This window comes from Amycolatopsis sp. NPDC051371, from assembly GCF_040682155.1.
In the GTDB taxonomy this organism is placed as follows: domain Bacteria; phylum Actinomycetota; class Actinomycetes; order Mycobacteriales; family Pseudonocardiaceae; genus Amycolatopsis.
The window spans coordinates 37,714-53,658 of sequence record NZ_JBFBAG010000005.1; the positions used below are offsets into that span (position 1 = coordinate 37,714).

Annotated in this window: 15 protein-coding genes and 1 riboswitch; of the genes, 9 read left to right on the forward strand and 6 right to left on the reverse strand. The window is 71.6% G+C overall.

Going from position 1 to position 15,945, the window contains the following annotated elements:
- Positions 1-140 precede the first annotated feature (140 nt).
- Complete coding sequence (locus AB0M59_RS08525) at positions 141-425, reverse strand: 4a-hydroxytetrahydrobiopterin dehydratase (protein WP_364610844.1); 285 nt, start codon at positions 423-425, stop codon at positions 141-143.
- 32 nt (positions 426-457) lie between these two features.
- Positions 458-566, forward strand: a riboswitch (TPP riboswitch).
- 21 nt (positions 567-587) lie between these two features.
- Between AB0M59_RS08525 and AB0M59_RS08530 the strand changes: the two genes are divergently transcribed.
- From AB0M59_RS08530 to AB0M59_RS08540, 3 genes are all read left to right on the forward strand, one after another.
- Positions 588-1,637 carry a thiamine ABC transporter substrate-binding protein gene (locus tag AB0M59_RS08530; protein ID WP_364610847.1) on the forward strand — a complete coding sequence of 350 codons (1,050 nt, stop codon included), beginning with the start codon at positions 588-590 and terminating at the stop codon, positions 1,635-1,637.
- A 110-nt stretch (positions 1,638-1,747) separates the two neighbouring features.
- Positions 1,748-3,319, forward strand: a complete 1,572-nt coding sequence (locus AB0M59_RS08535; protein WP_364611448.1) for an iron ABC transporter permease — start codon at positions 1,748-1,750, stop codon at positions 3,317-3,319.
- Positions 3,319-4,326 (forward strand): ABC transporter ATP-binding protein, encoded by a 1,008-nt coding sequence (locus AB0M59_RS08540; protein WP_364610850.1) that lies wholly within the window; start codon positions 3,319-3,321, stop codon positions 4,324-4,326. Before AB0M59_RS08535 ends, AB0M59_RS08540 begins: the two co-directional genes overlap by 1 nt.
- Positions 4,327-4,343: 17 nt before the next feature.
- Here the strand turns inward: AB0M59_RS08540 and AB0M59_RS08545 are convergent, their stop codons facing one another.
- The 3 genes from AB0M59_RS08545 to AB0M59_RS08555 are packed head-to-tail and all read right to left on the reverse strand — an operon-like array spanning position 4,344 to position 7,281.
- On the reverse strand, positions 4,344-5,219 hold the full coding sequence (locus tag AB0M59_RS08545) for an ABC transporter permease subunit (RefSeq protein WP_364610853.1): 876 nt from the start codon (positions 5,217-5,219) through the stop codon (positions 4,344-4,346).
- On the reverse strand, positions 5,216-6,190 hold the full coding sequence (locus AB0M59_RS08550) for an ABC transporter ATP-binding protein (protein WP_364610856.1): 975 nt from the start codon (positions 6,188-6,190) through the stop codon (positions 5,216-5,218). The genes AB0M59_RS08545 and AB0M59_RS08550 overlap by 4 nt, the downstream gene beginning before the upstream one ends.
- Positions 6,187-7,281 carry an outer membrane lipoprotein carrier protein LolA gene (locus tag AB0M59_RS08555; RefSeq protein ID WP_364610858.1) on the reverse strand — a complete coding sequence of 365 codons (1,095 nt, stop codon included), beginning with the start codon at positions 7,279-7,281 and terminating at the stop codon, positions 6,187-6,189. The genes AB0M59_RS08550 and AB0M59_RS08555 overlap by 4 nt, the downstream gene beginning before the upstream one ends.
- Before the next feature lie 148 nt (positions 7,282-7,429).
- Between AB0M59_RS08555 and AB0M59_RS08560 the strand changes: the two genes are divergently transcribed.
- The 3 genes from AB0M59_RS08560 to AB0M59_RS08570 all read left to right on the forward strand — a co-directional run bounded on the left by AB0M59_RS08560 (position 7,430) and on the right by AB0M59_RS08570 (position 9,994).
- Positions 7,430-8,146 carry a response regulator transcription factor gene (locus tag AB0M59_RS08560; RefSeq protein WP_360482047.1) on the forward strand — a complete coding sequence of 239 codons (717 nt, stop codon included), beginning with the start codon at positions 7,430-7,432 and terminating at the stop codon, positions 8,144-8,146.
- A complete protein-coding gene (locus tag AB0M59_RS08565) occupies positions 8,143-9,462 on the forward strand; it encodes a HAMP domain-containing sensor histidine kinase (protein ID WP_364610861.1) in 1,320 nt (439 codons plus the stop codon). The genes AB0M59_RS08560 and AB0M59_RS08565 overlap by 4 nt, the downstream gene beginning before the upstream one ends.
- Positions 9,463-9,604: 142 nt before the next feature.
- Positions 9,605-9,994, forward strand: a complete 390-nt coding sequence (locus tag AB0M59_RS08570; RefSeq protein WP_364610864.1) for an NUDIX domain-containing protein — start codon at positions 9,605-9,607, stop codon at positions 9,992-9,994.
- A 22-nt stretch (positions 9,995-10,016) separates the two neighbouring features.
- Here the strand turns inward: AB0M59_RS08570 and trpS are convergent, their stop codons facing one another.
- Positions 10,017-10,982: a tryptophan--tRNA ligase gene (gene trpS / locus AB0M59_RS08575; protein ID WP_364610867.1), complete on the reverse strand. Its 966-nt coding sequence runs from the start codon at positions 10,980-10,982 to the stop codon at positions 10,017-10,019.
- Positions 10,983-11,196: 214 nt separating this feature from the next.
- On the opposite strand from trpS, the gene AB0M59_RS08580 reads away from it, so the two are divergent.
- The gene (locus tag AB0M59_RS08580; protein ID WP_364610869.1) at positions 11,197-11,496 is read left to right on the forward strand and encodes a YciI family protein; all 300 of its coding nucleotides are present in this window, start codon (positions 11,197-11,199) and stop codon (positions 11,494-11,496) included.
- On the opposite strand, the gene AB0M59_RS08585 is transcribed toward AB0M59_RS08580, so the two are convergent.
- The gene (locus tag AB0M59_RS08585) at positions 11,493-11,642 is read right to left on the reverse strand and encodes a hypothetical protein (RefSeq protein ID WP_286002156.1); all 150 of its coding nucleotides are present in this window, start codon (positions 11,640-11,642) and stop codon (positions 11,493-11,495) included. The two genes, AB0M59_RS08580 and AB0M59_RS08585, sit on opposite strands and share 4 nt — an antisense overlap.
- A gap of 193 nt (positions 11,643-11,835) precedes the next feature.
- On the opposite strand from AB0M59_RS08585, the gene typA reads away from it, so the two are divergent.
- Positions 11,836-13,761: a translational GTPase TypA gene (gene typA / locus AB0M59_RS08590; RefSeq protein WP_364610872.1), complete on the forward strand. Its 1,926-nt coding sequence runs from the start codon at positions 11,836-11,838 to the stop codon at positions 13,759-13,761.
- 383 nt (positions 13,762-14,144) lie between these two features.
- A complete protein-coding gene (locus AB0M59_RS08595) occupies positions 14,145-15,881 on the forward strand; it encodes an ABC transporter family substrate-binding protein (RefSeq protein WP_364610875.1) in 1,737 nt (578 codons plus the stop codon).
- The last annotated feature ends 64 nt before the right edge of the window (positions 15,882-15,945 follow it).

Genomic DNA, 15,945 nt, shown 5'->3' on the forward strand with positions numbered 1-15,945 from the left:
CACACCGCCGGCCGCTGCCACCATCGTCGCGAATGCCGCTGTGCCGACCACGATCGCCTGCGTCATAACCGTCTCTCCCAGCAAAGTCGTTTACCGAGAGACGTCGGAACCAGGAAAAAGTGCACTCAGCGTAACCGGGATCACAGAGCGCTGATCACCGAGTCGATCTGCGAAGCCAGTGAAAAGTCCTTCGCCGTCAACCCGCCCGCCGAGTGCGTGCTGAGGCGGAACGTCAGCGTGCGCCAGCGGATGTCGATGTCCGGGTGGTGGTCGGCGGCTTCGGCCAGTACCGCGACGCGGTCCACCACCTCGATCGCCTGCGGGAAGCTCGCCAGCTCCACCTCGCGGGAGATCACCGTCCCGGACCGGGTCCAGCCCGGCGTGAGCCTTTCGTCCGCCGCGGAGTCGCTCAAGATTTCCGTCATGTCTCCATCGTCCTGCGTCCTGGACTACGCTGCACGGTTGCCACGGGAGTCCGGTCGAGCCGGGCTGAGAGGCGGGGTCACCCGCGACCGTTCGCACCTGACCGGATCATGCCGGCGAAGGGAGGGCTTTCCCTCCTCGTCCGGTGAAGTGCAGGAGGGTAGATGAAAAGCAGGGCTGTGCGCGCCGCGACGGCCATCGCCGCCGTCAGCGTCGTCGCCGCTGGGTGCTCGCTGTCGGACGGTGACGGTGGCACGCAGCAGACGCCCACCGTCACCCTCGTGACGCACGACTCCTTCCTCGCGCCGCAGGAGGTGCTCGACGCGTTCCAGAAGCAGTCGGGCATCAAGGTTTCCGTGCTCAAGCAGGGCGACGCCGGTTCGCTGACCAACAAGCTCGTGCTGACGAAGGCGAACCCGATCGGCGACGTCGCGTACGGCGTCGACTCGACCTTCGCTTCGCGCGCGCTCAAAGAAGGCGTCTTCGAGCCCTACACCAGCCCGGAGGCGGATCGCGGGCCGCAGCGTTACGCCGTCGACCCCGAGCACCGGCTGTCCGCGGTCGACGTCGGCGACGTCTGCGTGAACGTCGACACGAACTACTTCACGTCGAAGGGCATCCCCGCGCCGGCTTCGTACGACGACCTCGCCGACCCCAAGTACAAGGACCTGCTGGTCGCCGAGGACCCGGCGACCGCGTCGCCCGGACTCGCGTTCCTCCTCGGCACCATCGCGAAGTACGGCGAGGCCGGCTGGAAGGACTACTGGACGAAGCTGAAGGCCAACGGGCTCAAGGTGGTCAGCGGCTGGGAAGAGGCCTACACCAAGGACTTCTCCGGCTCGTCCGGCAAGGGGCCGCGGCCGATCGTCGTCTCGTACGCCTCGTCGCCGGCCGCCGAGGTCGGCGACGACGGCAAGCCGCGCACCAAGGCGCTGCTCGACACCTGCTACCGGCAGGTCGAGTACGCGGGCGTGCTGGCCGGCGGCAAGCAGACCGAGAGCGCGCGCAAGGTCGTCGACTTCCTGCTCTCCCAGCAGTTCCAGGCGACCGTCGCGGCGAACATGTACGTCTACCCGGCGCGCCAGGGCGTCGACCTGCCGGCCGGCTGGGCGCAGGTCGCGCCGCTGCCGCAGAAGCCGCAGGCGCTGACGGCGGACCAGGTCCAGGCCGGACGCGAGAAGTGGATCGGCGAATGGCGCACGCTCGTGCAGTGACATCCGGGCCTCCGCCCCGGGCCGGGGGCTCCGCCACCCGGAGCCCCCGAAGAGCAGCAGTCGTAAGCCCGCCGCGGACCGCCCGAGGGCTGGGACTGGCGCTGCTGGGGCTGGCCCCCATCGGCTTCCTGGTGGTGTTCTTCGCGTGGCCGGTGCTGGCGATCATCGGCCGCGGGTTCGCCGCGGGCGGGCTCGACGTCGTCCTCGGCGACGCGCGGACCTGGCAGCTGGCCGGGTTCACCGTGGGTAGCGCGGCCGCGTCGACGCTGGTGGCGGTGCTCGCCGGGCTGCCGGTGGCGTTCCTGCTGGCCCGCGTGAAGCTGCCCGGCGTCGGCCTCGCGCGGACGCTGGTGCTGGTGCCGTTCGTGCTGCCGACCGTCGTCGTCGGCCTCGCGTTCCGGGCGCTCTGGCCGGACGGCGGGGTGCTGCCGATCGTGCTGGCCAACGCGTTCTTCAACGTCGCCGTCGTCGCGCGGACCGTCGCCGGGCTCTGGGCGCGGCTGGACTCGCGGACGACCGACGCCGCCCGCGCGCTGGGCGCGTCGCCGTGGCGGGCGTTCCGCTCGGTGACGCTGCCCGCGCTGGCGCCCGCGATCGCGTCCGCCGCGGCTGTCGTGTTCCTGTTCTGCGCCACCAGCTTCGGGGTCGTCCTCATCCTCGGCGGTGCGAAGTACCGGACGCTGGAGACCGAGATCTACCTGCGGACCGTTGACCTCCTCGACCTCTCGGGTGCGGCGGCGCTTTCGCTGATCCAGTTCGCCGCCGTGGTCGCCGCGCTGGTCCTCGGCGGGCTCGCGCGACGGCGGAAGGACGGTGCCAGGATCGGCTCCGGCGGTGCGCGGCGTCCCCGCGGCGGCGAGTGGTCGGTGGTCGGCGCCGCGGGTGTGGTGCTGGCCTTGGTTTTGACGCCGATCGTCGCGCTGCTCGCCGAGTCGGTGTCCGGTTCGGACGGCTGGAGTTTCGCCGGTTATCGAGCGTTAACAAGCACCGGCGAAAAGGGGGCGCTGCAGGTGTCCGGCTGGGACGCCGCCGTGAACTCGCTGAAGGTCGCCGTCGACGCGACGCTGCTCGCGCTGGTCGTCGGCGTGCTCGCGTCCGTCGTGCTGGTCGCGCTGCGCCGGTCGCCGGCCAGGCCCGCGCGCGGGCTCGGCGAGGCCATGGACGCCGTGCTGATGCTGCCGCTCGGGGTGTCCGCGGTGACCGTCGGGTTCGGCTACCTCGTGACGCTCGACGCGCTGCCCGGCGACCTCCGGACGTCGCCGTACCTGGTACCACTGGCGCAGGCGCTGGTGATCATCCCGCTGATCGTGCGGATGTTGCTGCCGGTGCTGCGCTCGGTCGACGTCCGATTGCGGCAGGCCGCGTCGACGCTCGGGGCGAGCCCGCTGCGGGTGTGGCGGGAGATCGACCTGCCGCTGACGCTGCGGCCGCTGGTCGCGGCCGCCGGCTTCGGGTTCGTCGTCGCGCTCGGTGAGTTCGGCGCGACGAGCTTCCTCGCCCGGCCGACGGCGCCGACGCTGCCGGTCGCGATCGCCTCGCTGATGGGACGTCCGGGGGAGCTGAACAACCAGATGGCGTACGCCGCGTGCGCGCTGCTGATGCTCGTGACGGTGCTGGCGGTCGCGCTGATCGACCGGCTGGGACACGACCGGCTGGGACGCGGCCGGGTGGGAGAGTTCTGATGGCGCTGTCGGTGCGGGACCTGACCGTCCACTACGGATCGTTCGCGGCGGTCCGCGACGTCCGCCTGGACATCGCCGACGGCGAGGTGCTGGCGCTGCTCGGCCCGTCGGGGTCGGGGAAGTCGACGCTGCTGCGCGCGATCACCGGCCTCGAGCCGTCGGCGCGCGGCTCGGTGAGCTGGGACGGCGACGACCTCGGCGCGGTGCCGGTGCACCGGCGCGGGTTCGGGCTGGTGTTCCAGGACGGTCAGCTGTTCGGCCACCGCGACGTCGCCGCGAACATCGCGTTCGGCCTGCGGATGCACGGCGTGCCGCGCTCGGCGTGGGCCCCGCGCGTCGCCGAGCTGCTCGAGCTGGTGGGCCTCTCCGGCTTCGAACGACGGCGGGTGACGGAATTGTCCGGCGGGCAGGCCCAGCGGGTGGCCCTGGCTCGTGCTTTGGCGCCGAAGCCGCGGCTGTTGCTGCTCGACGAGCCACTGTCCGGGTTGGACGCCGGGTTGCGCGAACAGCTGGCCATCGACCTGGCGGACCTGTTGCGCCGCAGCAAGATCACGGCGTTGCTGGTGACGCACGACCAGGAGGAGGCGTTCACGCTGGCCGATCGGGTCGCGGTGCTCGACGCCGGTGAAGTCCGGCAGGAGGGCGCGGTCCGGCGCGTGTGGCGCAACCCGGCGGACGACGACGTGGCCCGGTTCCTCGGCGTGACCACGTTCGTGGACGGGGTCGTGGCCGGTGGGGTGGTGCACACGGCGCTGGGTGACGTCGCTTTGCCGGACGTCGACGACGGATCGGTGCGGCTCGGGTTGCGGCCGCACGCGCTGCGGGTGGCCTCCGAAGGCGTGGCGGGCGAAGTTGTCGCGGCGGTGCACCGCCGCGAGCATGTGCGGCTCGTCGTGAAGCTCAAAGAGTCCACTGTGGACGCGGTAGCGCCGGCGGCTTCGGACCTGCGGGCCGGGGACGCGGTGAAGCTGGAGTTCGACCCGGACGGCGTCGCGCTGGTGGGCTGACGCCGTCCGGAGGGAACTCAGCCGTCGCGAGTGGACAACCGCGCGTAGGCCAGCGACAGCCCGATCACGATGTAGCAAGCCGCTCGCAAAGCACCTTCGCCCAGCATCTGCGTGCCCATCGGGTCCTGCAGCACCTCCGCCGGCGCCATCGACCAGTCCTTCGTCAACAGGAACGGGTGCAGCCAGTCCAGCGACGTCAGGAACCCGAGGATCGTGAACACGATGTCGGCCGCCAGGACCGACGCCACCACCAGCATCGGGTGCTCGGTCCAGCTGGAGATCGCCAGCGCCACCGCGCCGACCGCCCACAGCTGCAGCACCACCCAGCCCGCCATCAGCAGGATCCGGGCCAGCGCGCCGCCCAGGGACAGCGTCGTGCCCGAGAGCGTGAACAGCGAGTCCGTGCCGTTGATGATCAGCCCGGTCACCACGCCCGTCACGCACATCGCCAGCACCGAGACCACCGACACCGTCGCGACGCCGAACGCCTTGACCGCCAGCAACCGGCCTCGGCCGACCGGGGCGATCAGCCAGCCGCGCAGCGTGCCGTGCGCCGTCTCGCCGGCGATCGCGTCCGCGCCCGCCATCGCCGAGGCCAGCGGCAGGAGCAGCGCCAGCGACATCACGACCGCCGCGATCGGGAGCACGAACGCGTTGTTGACGGCGGATGCCAGCAGCGCGCCGCCGCCGTCGTCCGGGCCACCACCGGCCGGGTTGTCGTCCACCAGCGTCAGGCCGATGCCGATGATCACCGGGATCAGCGCCAGGAGCCCGAGCACGGCCAACGTCCGCGGCCGCCGGAAGATCCAGCGCAGCTCCGCGGCCAGCAGGCGGGTCAGTGGCACCGTGTCGTGGCCCGTGCGGGCCGCCGGTGCTTCGAGAACCGCTGTCATTCCGCCCCCTCCGTCAGCCGCGCGAACAGGTCTTCCAGCCCGGTGCGGGCCCGCGTCGCCTCGTGGACCGCGACCCCCGCGCCCACCAGGACCTGCAGCACCCGCGGCGCTTCCGTCGCCGTAAGGTCGGCCCGGACGCCGTCCGGCGTGAGCCGGGCGCCGATCCGGTTCTCCCGCAGCACTTCCACGGCCTGCTCGGCGTCCGGCGTGCGGACCAGCAGGGCCGCGTTCCCGGACTCCAGCAGCTCGGTCAGCTCGCCCTGCGCGACGACGTTGCCGGCCTGCAGCACGGCGACGTGCGTGCACGTCGCCTCCACCTCGGCCAGCAGGTGCGACGACACGAGCACGGTGACACCGGCCGCGTGCAGCTCGGCGACGATCCTGCGGATCTCCCTGGTACCCGCAGGATCGAGGCCGTTGGTCGGCTCGTCGAGCACGACCATCTTCCGCGGCACGAGCAACGCCGAAGCGAGCCCGAGCCGCTGCTTCATGCCGAGCGAATAGCCCTTGTAGCGCCGGCGTGCGGCGACGGTCAGCCCGACGCGTTCCAGTGCCGAGTCCACCGCCGACGGGATCCCGGACGACGCGAGCCGGGGCTCGGCCGCGGCGAAGCGCAGCAGGTTGTCACGCCCGGACAGGAACGGGTGGAAGCCCGGCCCCTCGACCAGCGCGCCGACGTCCGGCAGCGCGTGCGCGGCGGCCTCGGGCATCTTGCGCCCGAGCAGCTCGACCTCGCCCTCGGTCGGCCGGACCAGGCCGAGCAGCATCCGGATGGTGGTCGTCTTGCCCGAGCCGTTCGGCCCGAGCATCCCGACGACCGCGCCCTCCGGGATGTCGAGGTCGACGTGGTCCACCGCGACGGTGCTGCCGTAGACCTTGCGCAGCCCCCGCGTGCGCGCGGCCAGGGGAACCGCCGGGGCGGACGCCTCCGAAGAGACGTCCGCCCCGGACTCCACGGTCGTGCTGGTCACTTCTGACCCAGCGCTTCGTAGAGGACCTGCTCCGGCACCGCACCGGCCGCGAACCGGCCGTCGTCGGTCAGCACCGCGGTGCCCACCTTCGTGGTGACGAGGTAGCCGCTGCCCCAGGTGCCGCTGACCTTCTTGGCGAAGCGCTCGAGCAGCGCCTTCGGGTCGGCGTTGCCCCGGCCCTCACGGCCGGACTGCTGCTTCGGCGCCGCGTTCAGCGCGTCGGCCGGGACCTTGCCCGTGACGACGGTGTCCCAGCCGTCGCCGACGACCTTGACGTCGTCCTTCGCCTGCTCGGCCAGGTCCTTGGACTTCTGGTCGATCGTCGGCGCCTTCTCCTGCACCTTGGCGCCCTTGGGCGGGGTGAAGGTGAAGAGGTCGGCCGGCTGCTGGGTGAACTCGATCTCGCTGAACGCGACCTCGAGCGCCGGCGTCGACGTGCCGTTGCTCAGCACCGACACCCGCAGCGGCATCCGCGTCTGCGAGTCGACCGCGACGCGGATCTCGCGCAGCAGCGTCCGCTCGCTCGGCTTCGGCGTCAGGACCAGCTCGTAGGCCGGGCGGTCGGCGACCGTCGCGGTGCCGTCGACCGACACCGTGCTGCTCTCGCGGACCTTCGCGAGCAGTTCGGTCGAAGCGGCGATCGGGTCGGCCGTCTTGTCGCTGCCGGCGCCCTTCTGCTTGGCGACGTCGGCCGGGATGGTCACCTTCGTCGCGGTGTTCGTCTTGGAGCTGTAGTCCCAGACGGTCGTGCCGTCGTGGACCACGGTCTCCTGGCTGGCGCCCTGCGTGGCGGCCAGGCGGCTCTTGCCCGCGCCGTCGCTGAAGATGTGCGCCGAGTCGATGTTCAGCGCCGACGCCCCCGGCAGCGCGCTCCCCACCGACGGCAGCCCCAGGTCGTTGCTGACCTTGACCGTGCCGTCGAACGCGCCCGGCTTGGCCTTCATGACCGACTGGACCAGGTCCTCGGCGCTCACCTGCGGCAGCGCCGGCTTGTCGTCGGCGCTGGCCGGCATCGCGATGAACGCGAGCCCACCCGCACCGAGCGCGGTGCCGACGACCGCGGCGGTGATGCCCTTCGTCTTCGGTTTCATGCGTCTCTCCCTGTGGTGTTCCCGAGCCCGAGTGTGCCCGGCTCCCTGGCTCCGACGCTTCCCTCTCGAGACTGAGATACCCCTGAAGGTTCTCCCCCTCCGCCTGAGATCGTGCTGAGAGATCCCCCGGGACCTGCGCGAACCGGCCATGATGAACCTCGTGAAACCTCGGGTGCTGGTGGTCGACGACGAACCGGGCGTGCGGAAGGCGCTGCAACGCGGGCTGCGCGCGGAGGACATGGACGTGGTCACGGCCGCGGACGGTCCGACCGGGCTGCAGCTGGCGAGCACCGGCTCGTTCGACGTGATCCTGCTCGACATCATGCTGCCGGGACTGTCCGGTTACCGCGTGCTGGAGCGGCTGCGCAAGGACGGCGTCACGACGCCGGTGCTGCTCGTCTCGGCCAAGGACGGCGAGGTCGACCAGGCCGACGGCCTCGACCTCGGCGCCGACGGCTACCTCGTCAAGCCGTTCTCCTTCGTGGTGCTGGTCGCGCAGGTCCGCGCGACCCTGCGCCGCGCCGGGCCGGAGGCGGGCCGGGGGACGCTGCGGCTCGGCGCGCTGGCGGTCGACCGCGGGCTGCGGCAGGTGCACTGGAACGGCGAGGAGGTCGGGCTCAGCCCACGGGAATTCGCGCTGCTCGAGGTGCTCGTCGGCCGGGCCGGCACGGTCGTCACGAAGGACGAGCTGCTGCGCGCGGTCTGGGGCGAGGAGCAGGCCGTGACGCGCAACCTCGTCGAGGTGTACGTCGGGTACGTGCGGCGCAAGCTCGACGCGGTCGGCGCCGGTGCGCTGCTGCGGACCGTGCGCGGGCACGGCTACCTGGCGTCCGACGCGCAGCTCGACGAGGTCATCACCCCGTGATCTCGTGGTGGCGGGGCCGGTCCCTGCAGGTCCGGATCACCGTGCTGGCCGCGACGATCACCCTGGGCTGCCTGCTCGGGCTGGCCGCGCTGGCCGCGGCGAAGCTGTCCCCGCTGCTCATCGACTCGGTCGACCGCGAGCTTTCCGGTGCCCTGGGCCCGGCGGGGGCCGAGGTGAGCGCCGGGCGGCCGCTCGCCGGTGCGGCGCCGGTGACACTGCGGGTGCTGGACATCGCGGGCGCGCCGGCCGACGGCGGCACTCCGGCCGGTCTCTCGCCGGCGGACGTCTCGACGCTCAAGGCCGGGCAGCCGGTCCAGCGCGACGGCGCGCGGTACCTGGCCACGGTCGTCAGCGCGCCCGACGGGTCGCAACGGCTGGTCGTGGCGGGCGCGGGCCTGGTCGGGTTCTCCGCCGCCGTGCACTACGGCGGCGTCTGGCTGGTGGTCGTCGCGTCGGTCGGAGCGCTGGTGGCCGGGCTCGCGACGTGGCTGGTGGTGCGGCTGTCGCTGCGGCCGGTGGCGCGCATGCGGGGTTCGGTGCGCGCGCTGCCGCCGGGGGCGCGGCTGGCGCTGCCGGACTCGCACGACGAGCTGCGCGCGCTGGCGGAGGAGTTCAACGCGCTGCTGGAGCGGCAGGAGCAGGCCAGCGACCGGCTCCGGCGCTTCACCGGCGACGCGGCGCACGAGCTGCGGTCGCCGGTCGCGTCCATCCGGGTGCAGGCCGAGGTGGCGGTGACGAACCCGGATCCGGAGCTGTCCCAGGAGACGCTGTCGGACATCTTGACCGAGGCCGAGCGGCTTTCGTCGCTGCTGGACGGGCTGTTGTCGCTGGCCCGGTCGGACGCGGGGGAGGTGCCGCCCGCGTCGCCGGTGGAGCTGGTGAGCGAGGTCCGCGCGGCGGTGGCGCGGCTCCCGGCGGGGGCGCCCGAGGCCCGGGTGAGCAACGCGGTCGCGCAGGCGTGGGCGTCGTCCGCGCACGCCGAGGTGGAGCTGGTGCTGGACAACCTGCTGCGCAACGCGTGCCGCTACGCGCGCGGCGAGATCGTGGTGTCGGTGCTGGCGTCGCGCTCGTCGGTCCGGGTGGTGGTCGACGACGACGGCCCGGGCATCGCGCCGGAGCACCGCGAGAAGGTGTTCGACCGGTTTTACCGCATCGCCGACGACCGGGCCCGGTCGTCCGGCGGGACGGGGCTGGGGCTGGCGATGGTCGCGGAGACGGTTCGGCGGCGCGGCGGGTGGGTGCAGGTGGGGGAGTCGCCCGACGGCGGGGCGCGGTTCGTGGTCGTCTGGCGCGCGGCCACGGGCGGCGACGGCTGAGGGCTCGGGGCAAGCGCCCCAATGTGGCCTTCGGTGCGTTCAACGCACCCAAGGCGGCCTTCGGTGCGTTGAACGCAACCAAGGCCACATTGGGGCGGCGGGGCGCGGCCGGAAGTGGGGCTTCCGGGTAGATTCCGGGGCTGTGAACGGTGTGATCGTGGGCGCCGCCCTGGTGCGGGACGGCAAGCTGCTCGCCCAGCAGCGGGCCTGGCCCCCTGGGCACGCGGGCCAGTGGGAGCTGCCCGGCGGCCGGGTCGAGGAAGGCGAGTCCGAGGCCTTCGCCCTGGCCCGGGAGTGCAGCGAGGAGCTCGACGTCGTCATCGAGGTCGGGACACGCGTGGGAGAAGACGTCCCGCTGCCCGGCGAGAAGGTGCTCCGCATCTACGCCGCGAAGCTCGTCTCGCCCGGCGAAGAACCGCGTGCGGTGGAGCACCTGGCCGTCCGGTGGCTCGGGCCCGACGACCTCGACGACGTCGACTGGCTGCCCGCCGACCGCATCCTGCTCCCGGCCTTCCGGGAACTGCTCGCCTGAGCCGGGAGCAGGACGGCCTCCTTCAATTCGCGCCGATCATCCGCAACGCCGCGTCGAGGCGGTGCGAGCCGCGCTCCCGGGCCCGCTCCGCGCCCGCCTTGCGGACGCGGCCCAGCTCCGCGACGTCGTCGAGCAGCGTTAACGCGCGTTCACGCAGCGGGCGCAGCTCCTCGATCACCGCGTCGGCGACGGCGTCCTTCACCGCTCCGTACGACGAGAACTCTTCCGCCAGGTCGGCCGGCGAGCCATCCCGGCACGCGGCCAGGATCTCCAGCAGGTTCGCCATCCCCGGGCGGGTGTCCGGGGCGTGCACCGGCACCGTCCCGCCGTCGGTCACCGCGCGGCGGATCTTGCGGCGGATCTGGTCGGGCTCGTCGAGCGCGAACACCACGCCCACCGCGTCCCGCGTCGACTTCGACATCTTGCGCGCCGGGTCGGCGAGGTCCTTCACCCGCGCTCCCGCGGGCGGGAGCACCGCCTCCGGGATCGTGAACACCTCGCCGTAGGTGCCGTTGAACCGCTTGGCCAGCGTCCGCGTCAGCTCGACGTGCTGGCGCTGGTCTTCGCCGACCGGCACCTCGCTCGCGCCCTGCAGCAGGATGTCCGCGGCCATCAGCGCCGGGTAGGTCAGCAGCGACAGCCGCACCCCGGCCTGGCCCTTGGACTTCTCCTTGAACTGGATCATCCGCGCGGCTTCGCCGTAGTTGCAGGTGCACTCCAGGACCCACGTCAGCGCGCCCAGCTCGCGGGCCAGGTCGGACTGGACGAACACCCGCTCGGGGTCGATCCCGGCGGCGATCAGCACGGCGAGCTGCTCGCTCGCCAAGGATCGGAGTTTCGCCGGGTTGTGCGGGGTCGTCATGCCGTGCAGGTCGGCGACGAAGTACAGGTCGTCCGCGCCGCCCTCACGAGCCCAGCGGCGCACGGCACCGAGGTAGTTGCCGAGGTGGACGTGGCCGGACGGTGTGATGCCGGACAGCTTGCTCATGGGTCTTCCTTTCCGAGGGGGACCACCCCGGAGAAGGCATGAAAAAGGCCGCCCGTCCGGGGCGGCCGCTGGTGATCAGCGCAGGACTAGACGGCCGCCGAGGGCGGCCACCAGCTGGACGTCTGCGCATGCATACGGCGAGCATAGCCGACGTCCATCACCACTCGGTATCGTCCGGACGCGCGAACGGGCTCGCGGGTCTACCGTCTTAACCATGTATGTCGTCCTGCTGAACTACACGGCTCCGATAGAGGAAATCGACTACGCGCTCCCGGACCACGCCGAGTGGCTGAACAAGCAGTACGAGCACGGCCACTTCCTGGCGTCCGGGCGCCGGAACCCCCGCGTCGGCGGCGTGATCATCACGCGCCCGCTGAACCGCGGGAAGCTCGACGCCATCCTGGCGTCCGACCCGTTCTGCGTGCGGCACCTCGCGCAGTACGAGGTCATCGAGTTCTCGCCGACGAAGACCGCTCCGGAGCTGCGGCAGATCAACGAAGCGGTGACGCGCTAGGCGGCGAGGTCCAGCTTGGCCTTCTTGAGGGCGAGCACCGGGCACTTCTTGCAGCGCGGCTTCGACCGGCAGCACTTCTTCTTGACCTTGCCGGCCTTCATCAGCTTGCGCACGACCTTCCGCGGGTCGGCCGGCTTCTTGCCCACGCGCACGCACCTTCCGAATCGGCGACGTCACCGGGTTTCCACGTTAGGTCAGGCTAACCGACCTGGGGGCGTGGGGCCGCTCACAATGGGGTGGCAGGTATCCTGGGTGAGGTCCGCGTGTGACCAGAGCCGGTCACGGGATGCCTGACGGGCTTACGCGGCCATCCAACCCTTGAAGTTCAGGAGTTCTCGCGTGCCCGCAGCCAGCGCTACCGTCGAAACCGGCCGGCCGACCGGTAAGACCCGGCCCGACCTGCGCAACGTCGCGATCGTCGCCCACGTCGACCACGGCAAGACGACCCTCGTCGACGCGATGCTGCGCCAGTCCGGCGCCTTCGCCGAGCGGGCCGAGCTCGTCGACCGGGTGATGGACTCGGGCGAGCTCGAGCGCGAAAAGGGCATCACGATCCTCGCGAAGAACACCTCGATCCACCGCCAGACGCCCGACGGCCAGGTGACGATCAACGTCATCGACACCCCCGGCCACGCCGACTTCGGCGGCGAGGTCGAGCGCGGCCTGGCCATGGTCGACGGCGTCGTCCTGCTGGTCGACGCCAGCGAGGGCCCGCTCCCGCAGACCCGGTTCGTGCTGCGCAAGACCCTCGAAGCCGGCCTGCCGGTGATCCTGCTGGTCAACAAGACCGACCGCCCGGACGCCCGGATCGCCGAGGTCGTCGAGGAGACCCACGACCTGCTGCTCGAGCTGGCCAGTGACATCGAGGACGCCGACCACGACGCGATCCTCGACCTCCCGGTCGTCTACGCCTCCGCGCGCGCCGGCAAGGCGAGCCTGGAGCAGCCCGCCGACGGTGAGATCCCCGAGAGCGAGAACCTCGACCCGCTGTTCGACACCCTGCTCCGGCACGTGCCGCCGCCCGCGGCCGACCTCGACGCGCCGCTGCAGGCGCTGGTCACCAACCTCGACGCGTCGAACTTCCTCGGCCGCATCGCGCTGATCCGCATCCACGCCGGCAAGCTCCGCAAGGGCCAGACCGTGGCCTGGATGCGTGAAGACGGCACGGTGCAGAACGTCCGCATCTCCGAGCTGCTGGTCACCGAGGCGCTCACCCGCGTCCCGGCGACCGAGGCCAGCGCGGGCGAGCTCGTCGCCATCGCGGGTATCCCCGAGATCACCATCGGCGACACCCTGGCCGACGCCGAGACGCCGGTGGCGCTGCCCCGGATCACCGTCGACGAGCCCGCGATCTCGATGACCATCGGCGTCAACACCTCGCCGCTGGCCGGGCGCAACGGCGGCGACAAGGTCACCGCGCGGCTGGTCAAGGCTCGCCTCGACCAGGAGCTGATCGGCAACGTCTCGATCCGCGTCCTGCCGACCGAGCGCCCCGACACCTGGGAGGTCCAGGGCCGTGGCGAGCTGGCGCTGGCGATCCTCGTCGAGCAGATGCGCCGCGAAGGCTTCGAGCTGACCGTCGGCAAGCCGCAGGTCGTCACCCGGATCATCGACGGCAAGGTGCACGAGCCGTTCGAGCGCCTGTCGATCGACTCGCCGGAGGAGCACCTCGGCTCGATCACCCAGCTGCTCGCCTCGCGCAAGGGCCGCATGGAGCACATGGGCGGGCACGGCTCCGGCCGGCTCAAGCTCGACTACGTCCTCCCGGCGCGCGGCTTGATCGGCTTCCGCACCGACTTCCTCACCGAGACCCGCGGCACCGGCATCGCGAACCACGTGTTCGAGGGCTACTTCCCGTGGGCGGGCGAGATCCGCACCCGCCACAGCGGCTCCCTGGTCGCCGACCGCACCGGCCCGGTCACCGCGTACGCGATGATCCAGCTGGCGGACCGCGGCACCTTCTTCGTCGAGCCGGGCGCCGACGTGTACGCGGGCATGGTCGTGGGCGAGAACCCGCGCTTCGAGGACCTCGACATCAACATCACCAAGGAGAAGAAGCTGACGAACATGCGTCAGTCCTCCGCCGACGTGATGGAGACGCTGGCCCGCCCGCGCAAGATGGGCCTGGAAGAGGCGCTGGAGTTCTGCTCGGTCGACGAGTGCGTCGAGGTCGCGCCGGAGGTCGTCCGGGTTCGCAAGGTCACGCTGGACGTCAACACCCGCGCGAAGGAGCGTTCGCGCGCGAAGAGCCGCGACAACGGCTGAATCGGTCGATAATCGCAAAAACCTGCCGGTGTACCGCACCGGGAGGTTTTTTGCATTGCCCGCCGGTCACCCTGGGTGGATAATCGACCGACGCGAAGTCACGAATTCCGCTGTTCTTCTCCTTATATCTTTATAGGGGCTTTTGCGGATTCGGCGCCTGGTGTTCACCACCGGGTCGAACCCGTCCCGTGTCCCGGGCGTGTTCGTTCCGCCGTTCCGGAACGGTCCGGGAACCCGGACGGTGCTCCGCGCGTCTTTTTCCATAGCGGCACCACGGGGCGCCGGGCCCGCCCGATCCGGGTACGGGAATCCCGGTTCCGGCCGCGGACGCGGTCGTGGGAGCATGGCTGACCCGATCGGGGAGAATCTGGGAGGAACGGGGCGTGCGGGTGAATCGCAAGGCGGTGCCGGTACTGGCGCTCACGGCCGCGCTGGTCACCGCTTGCTCGAACACCCCGCCACCCCCGGTGGTGTCGTCGTCGGCGGCGCCGGTGTCGACCACCGGGAAGACGCCGTCGCAGATCGTCGTCGGGGTCGACGACGTGCTCGGCGGGTACAACCCGCACAACCTGGCCGACTCCTCGCAGGTCACCTCCGCGCTGTCGCAGCTGCTGCTGCCCTCGGTGTTCCGCCAGAAGGACGACGGCAGCACCCAGCTCGACAAGAACCTGATGAAGTCCGCCGAGGTGGTCTCACAGCAGCCGTTCGTGGTCGCCTACGAGATCCGCCCGGACGCGTCCTGGTCCGACGGCGCGCCCATCGCCGCCGAGGACTTCGACTACCTGCGCACCCAGATGCGCGACCAGCCCGGCGTGATCGGGCCGGCCGGCTACCGGCAGATCACCGACCTGCAGTCCCGCGAAGGCGGCAAGCGCGTCGAGGTCACCTTCGCCAAGCCGTACCCCGGCTGGCAGACGCTGTTCTCGGACCTGCTGCCCGCCCACCTGCTCAAGGACGCGCCCGACGGCTGGCGCGGGGCCCTGGCCTCGAACTTCCCGGCCATCGCCGGCCCGTTCTCGATCAAGAGCCTGGACACCGCCCGCGGCGAGGTGATCCTCGAGCGCAACGAGCGCTACTGGGAGAAGCCCGCGGCGATCGACCGGATCGTGCTGCGCCGCTCGGACCAGAGCACGCTGCTGGCGGCGCTGCGCAGCGGCAACGACCAGTTCGCCCTGGCCAGGACCACCGGCGACGAGCTCAAGCTGCTCGGCGAGCTCGGCTCCGCCGTGCAGCTGCACACCGTGGCCCGGCCGCTGGTGGCCGACGTGCTGCTGCGCCCGGTCAGCGCGACGCTCCACGACACGCAGGTGCGCGCGGGGGTGGCCGCGCTGATCGACCGGTCCAAGCTGATCACCGAAGGCGTCAACGGCGGCCCGTCGTCGCAGCTGCACGCCGACGCGCAGGTCAAGGCGCCGTCGGTGAAGGGGTACGCGGCGACCATCCCGCCCGGCCCGCCCACCGCGCCCGACGTCGCCAAGGCGGAGGAGTCGCTGAAGGCGGCCGGCTACGCCAAGACCGCGGGCACCTGGCGCAAGAACGGCAAGGCGCTTTCGCTGGTCATCGCCTCGCCCGGCACCCAGGAGCCGTACGCGACGATCGCCAAGGAGCTCACCGGTCAGCTGACCGCGCAGGGCGTGGAGGTCAACGCGATCACGCCGCAGCCGCGCGACCTGTTCAGCGGCCTGCTCGCGATGCCGGTCAGTGGCGGGGTCCAGCAGCCGGCCGGCGACTCGGCGGGCAGCGTCGGCATCGACATCGCGGTCGTGCCGCAGGCGGTCGGCGGCGACACGGCTTCGGTGCTCGCGTCCACCTTCGGCTGCCGCCCCGAGCAGACGGCGGCGGGGACGGACCCGGCGAAACCCGTCGTTCCGGGCAATTCAGCGGGGTTCTGCGATCCGGCGCTGCAGCCCTCGATCGACGCGGCGCTGTCCGGGGCGACGCCGATCGACGAGGCGCTGACCACTCTGGAGCCTGAACTTTGGCGCCAGAACGTGGTGCTCCCGCTGTTCCAATTGGCTGACACCCTGGCGATCGGTTCGGGTATCTCGGGAGTAACCCCCGGTCCTCCGATGGTGGGCCCGTTCGGGTCGGCCGTGAACTGGACTCGCGGCCCGAAGTAATCGCGCGACTACGCATTCAGTACTACCGGGTGATCTTGACGCACGCCTTCGAGTGGGCTTCGGT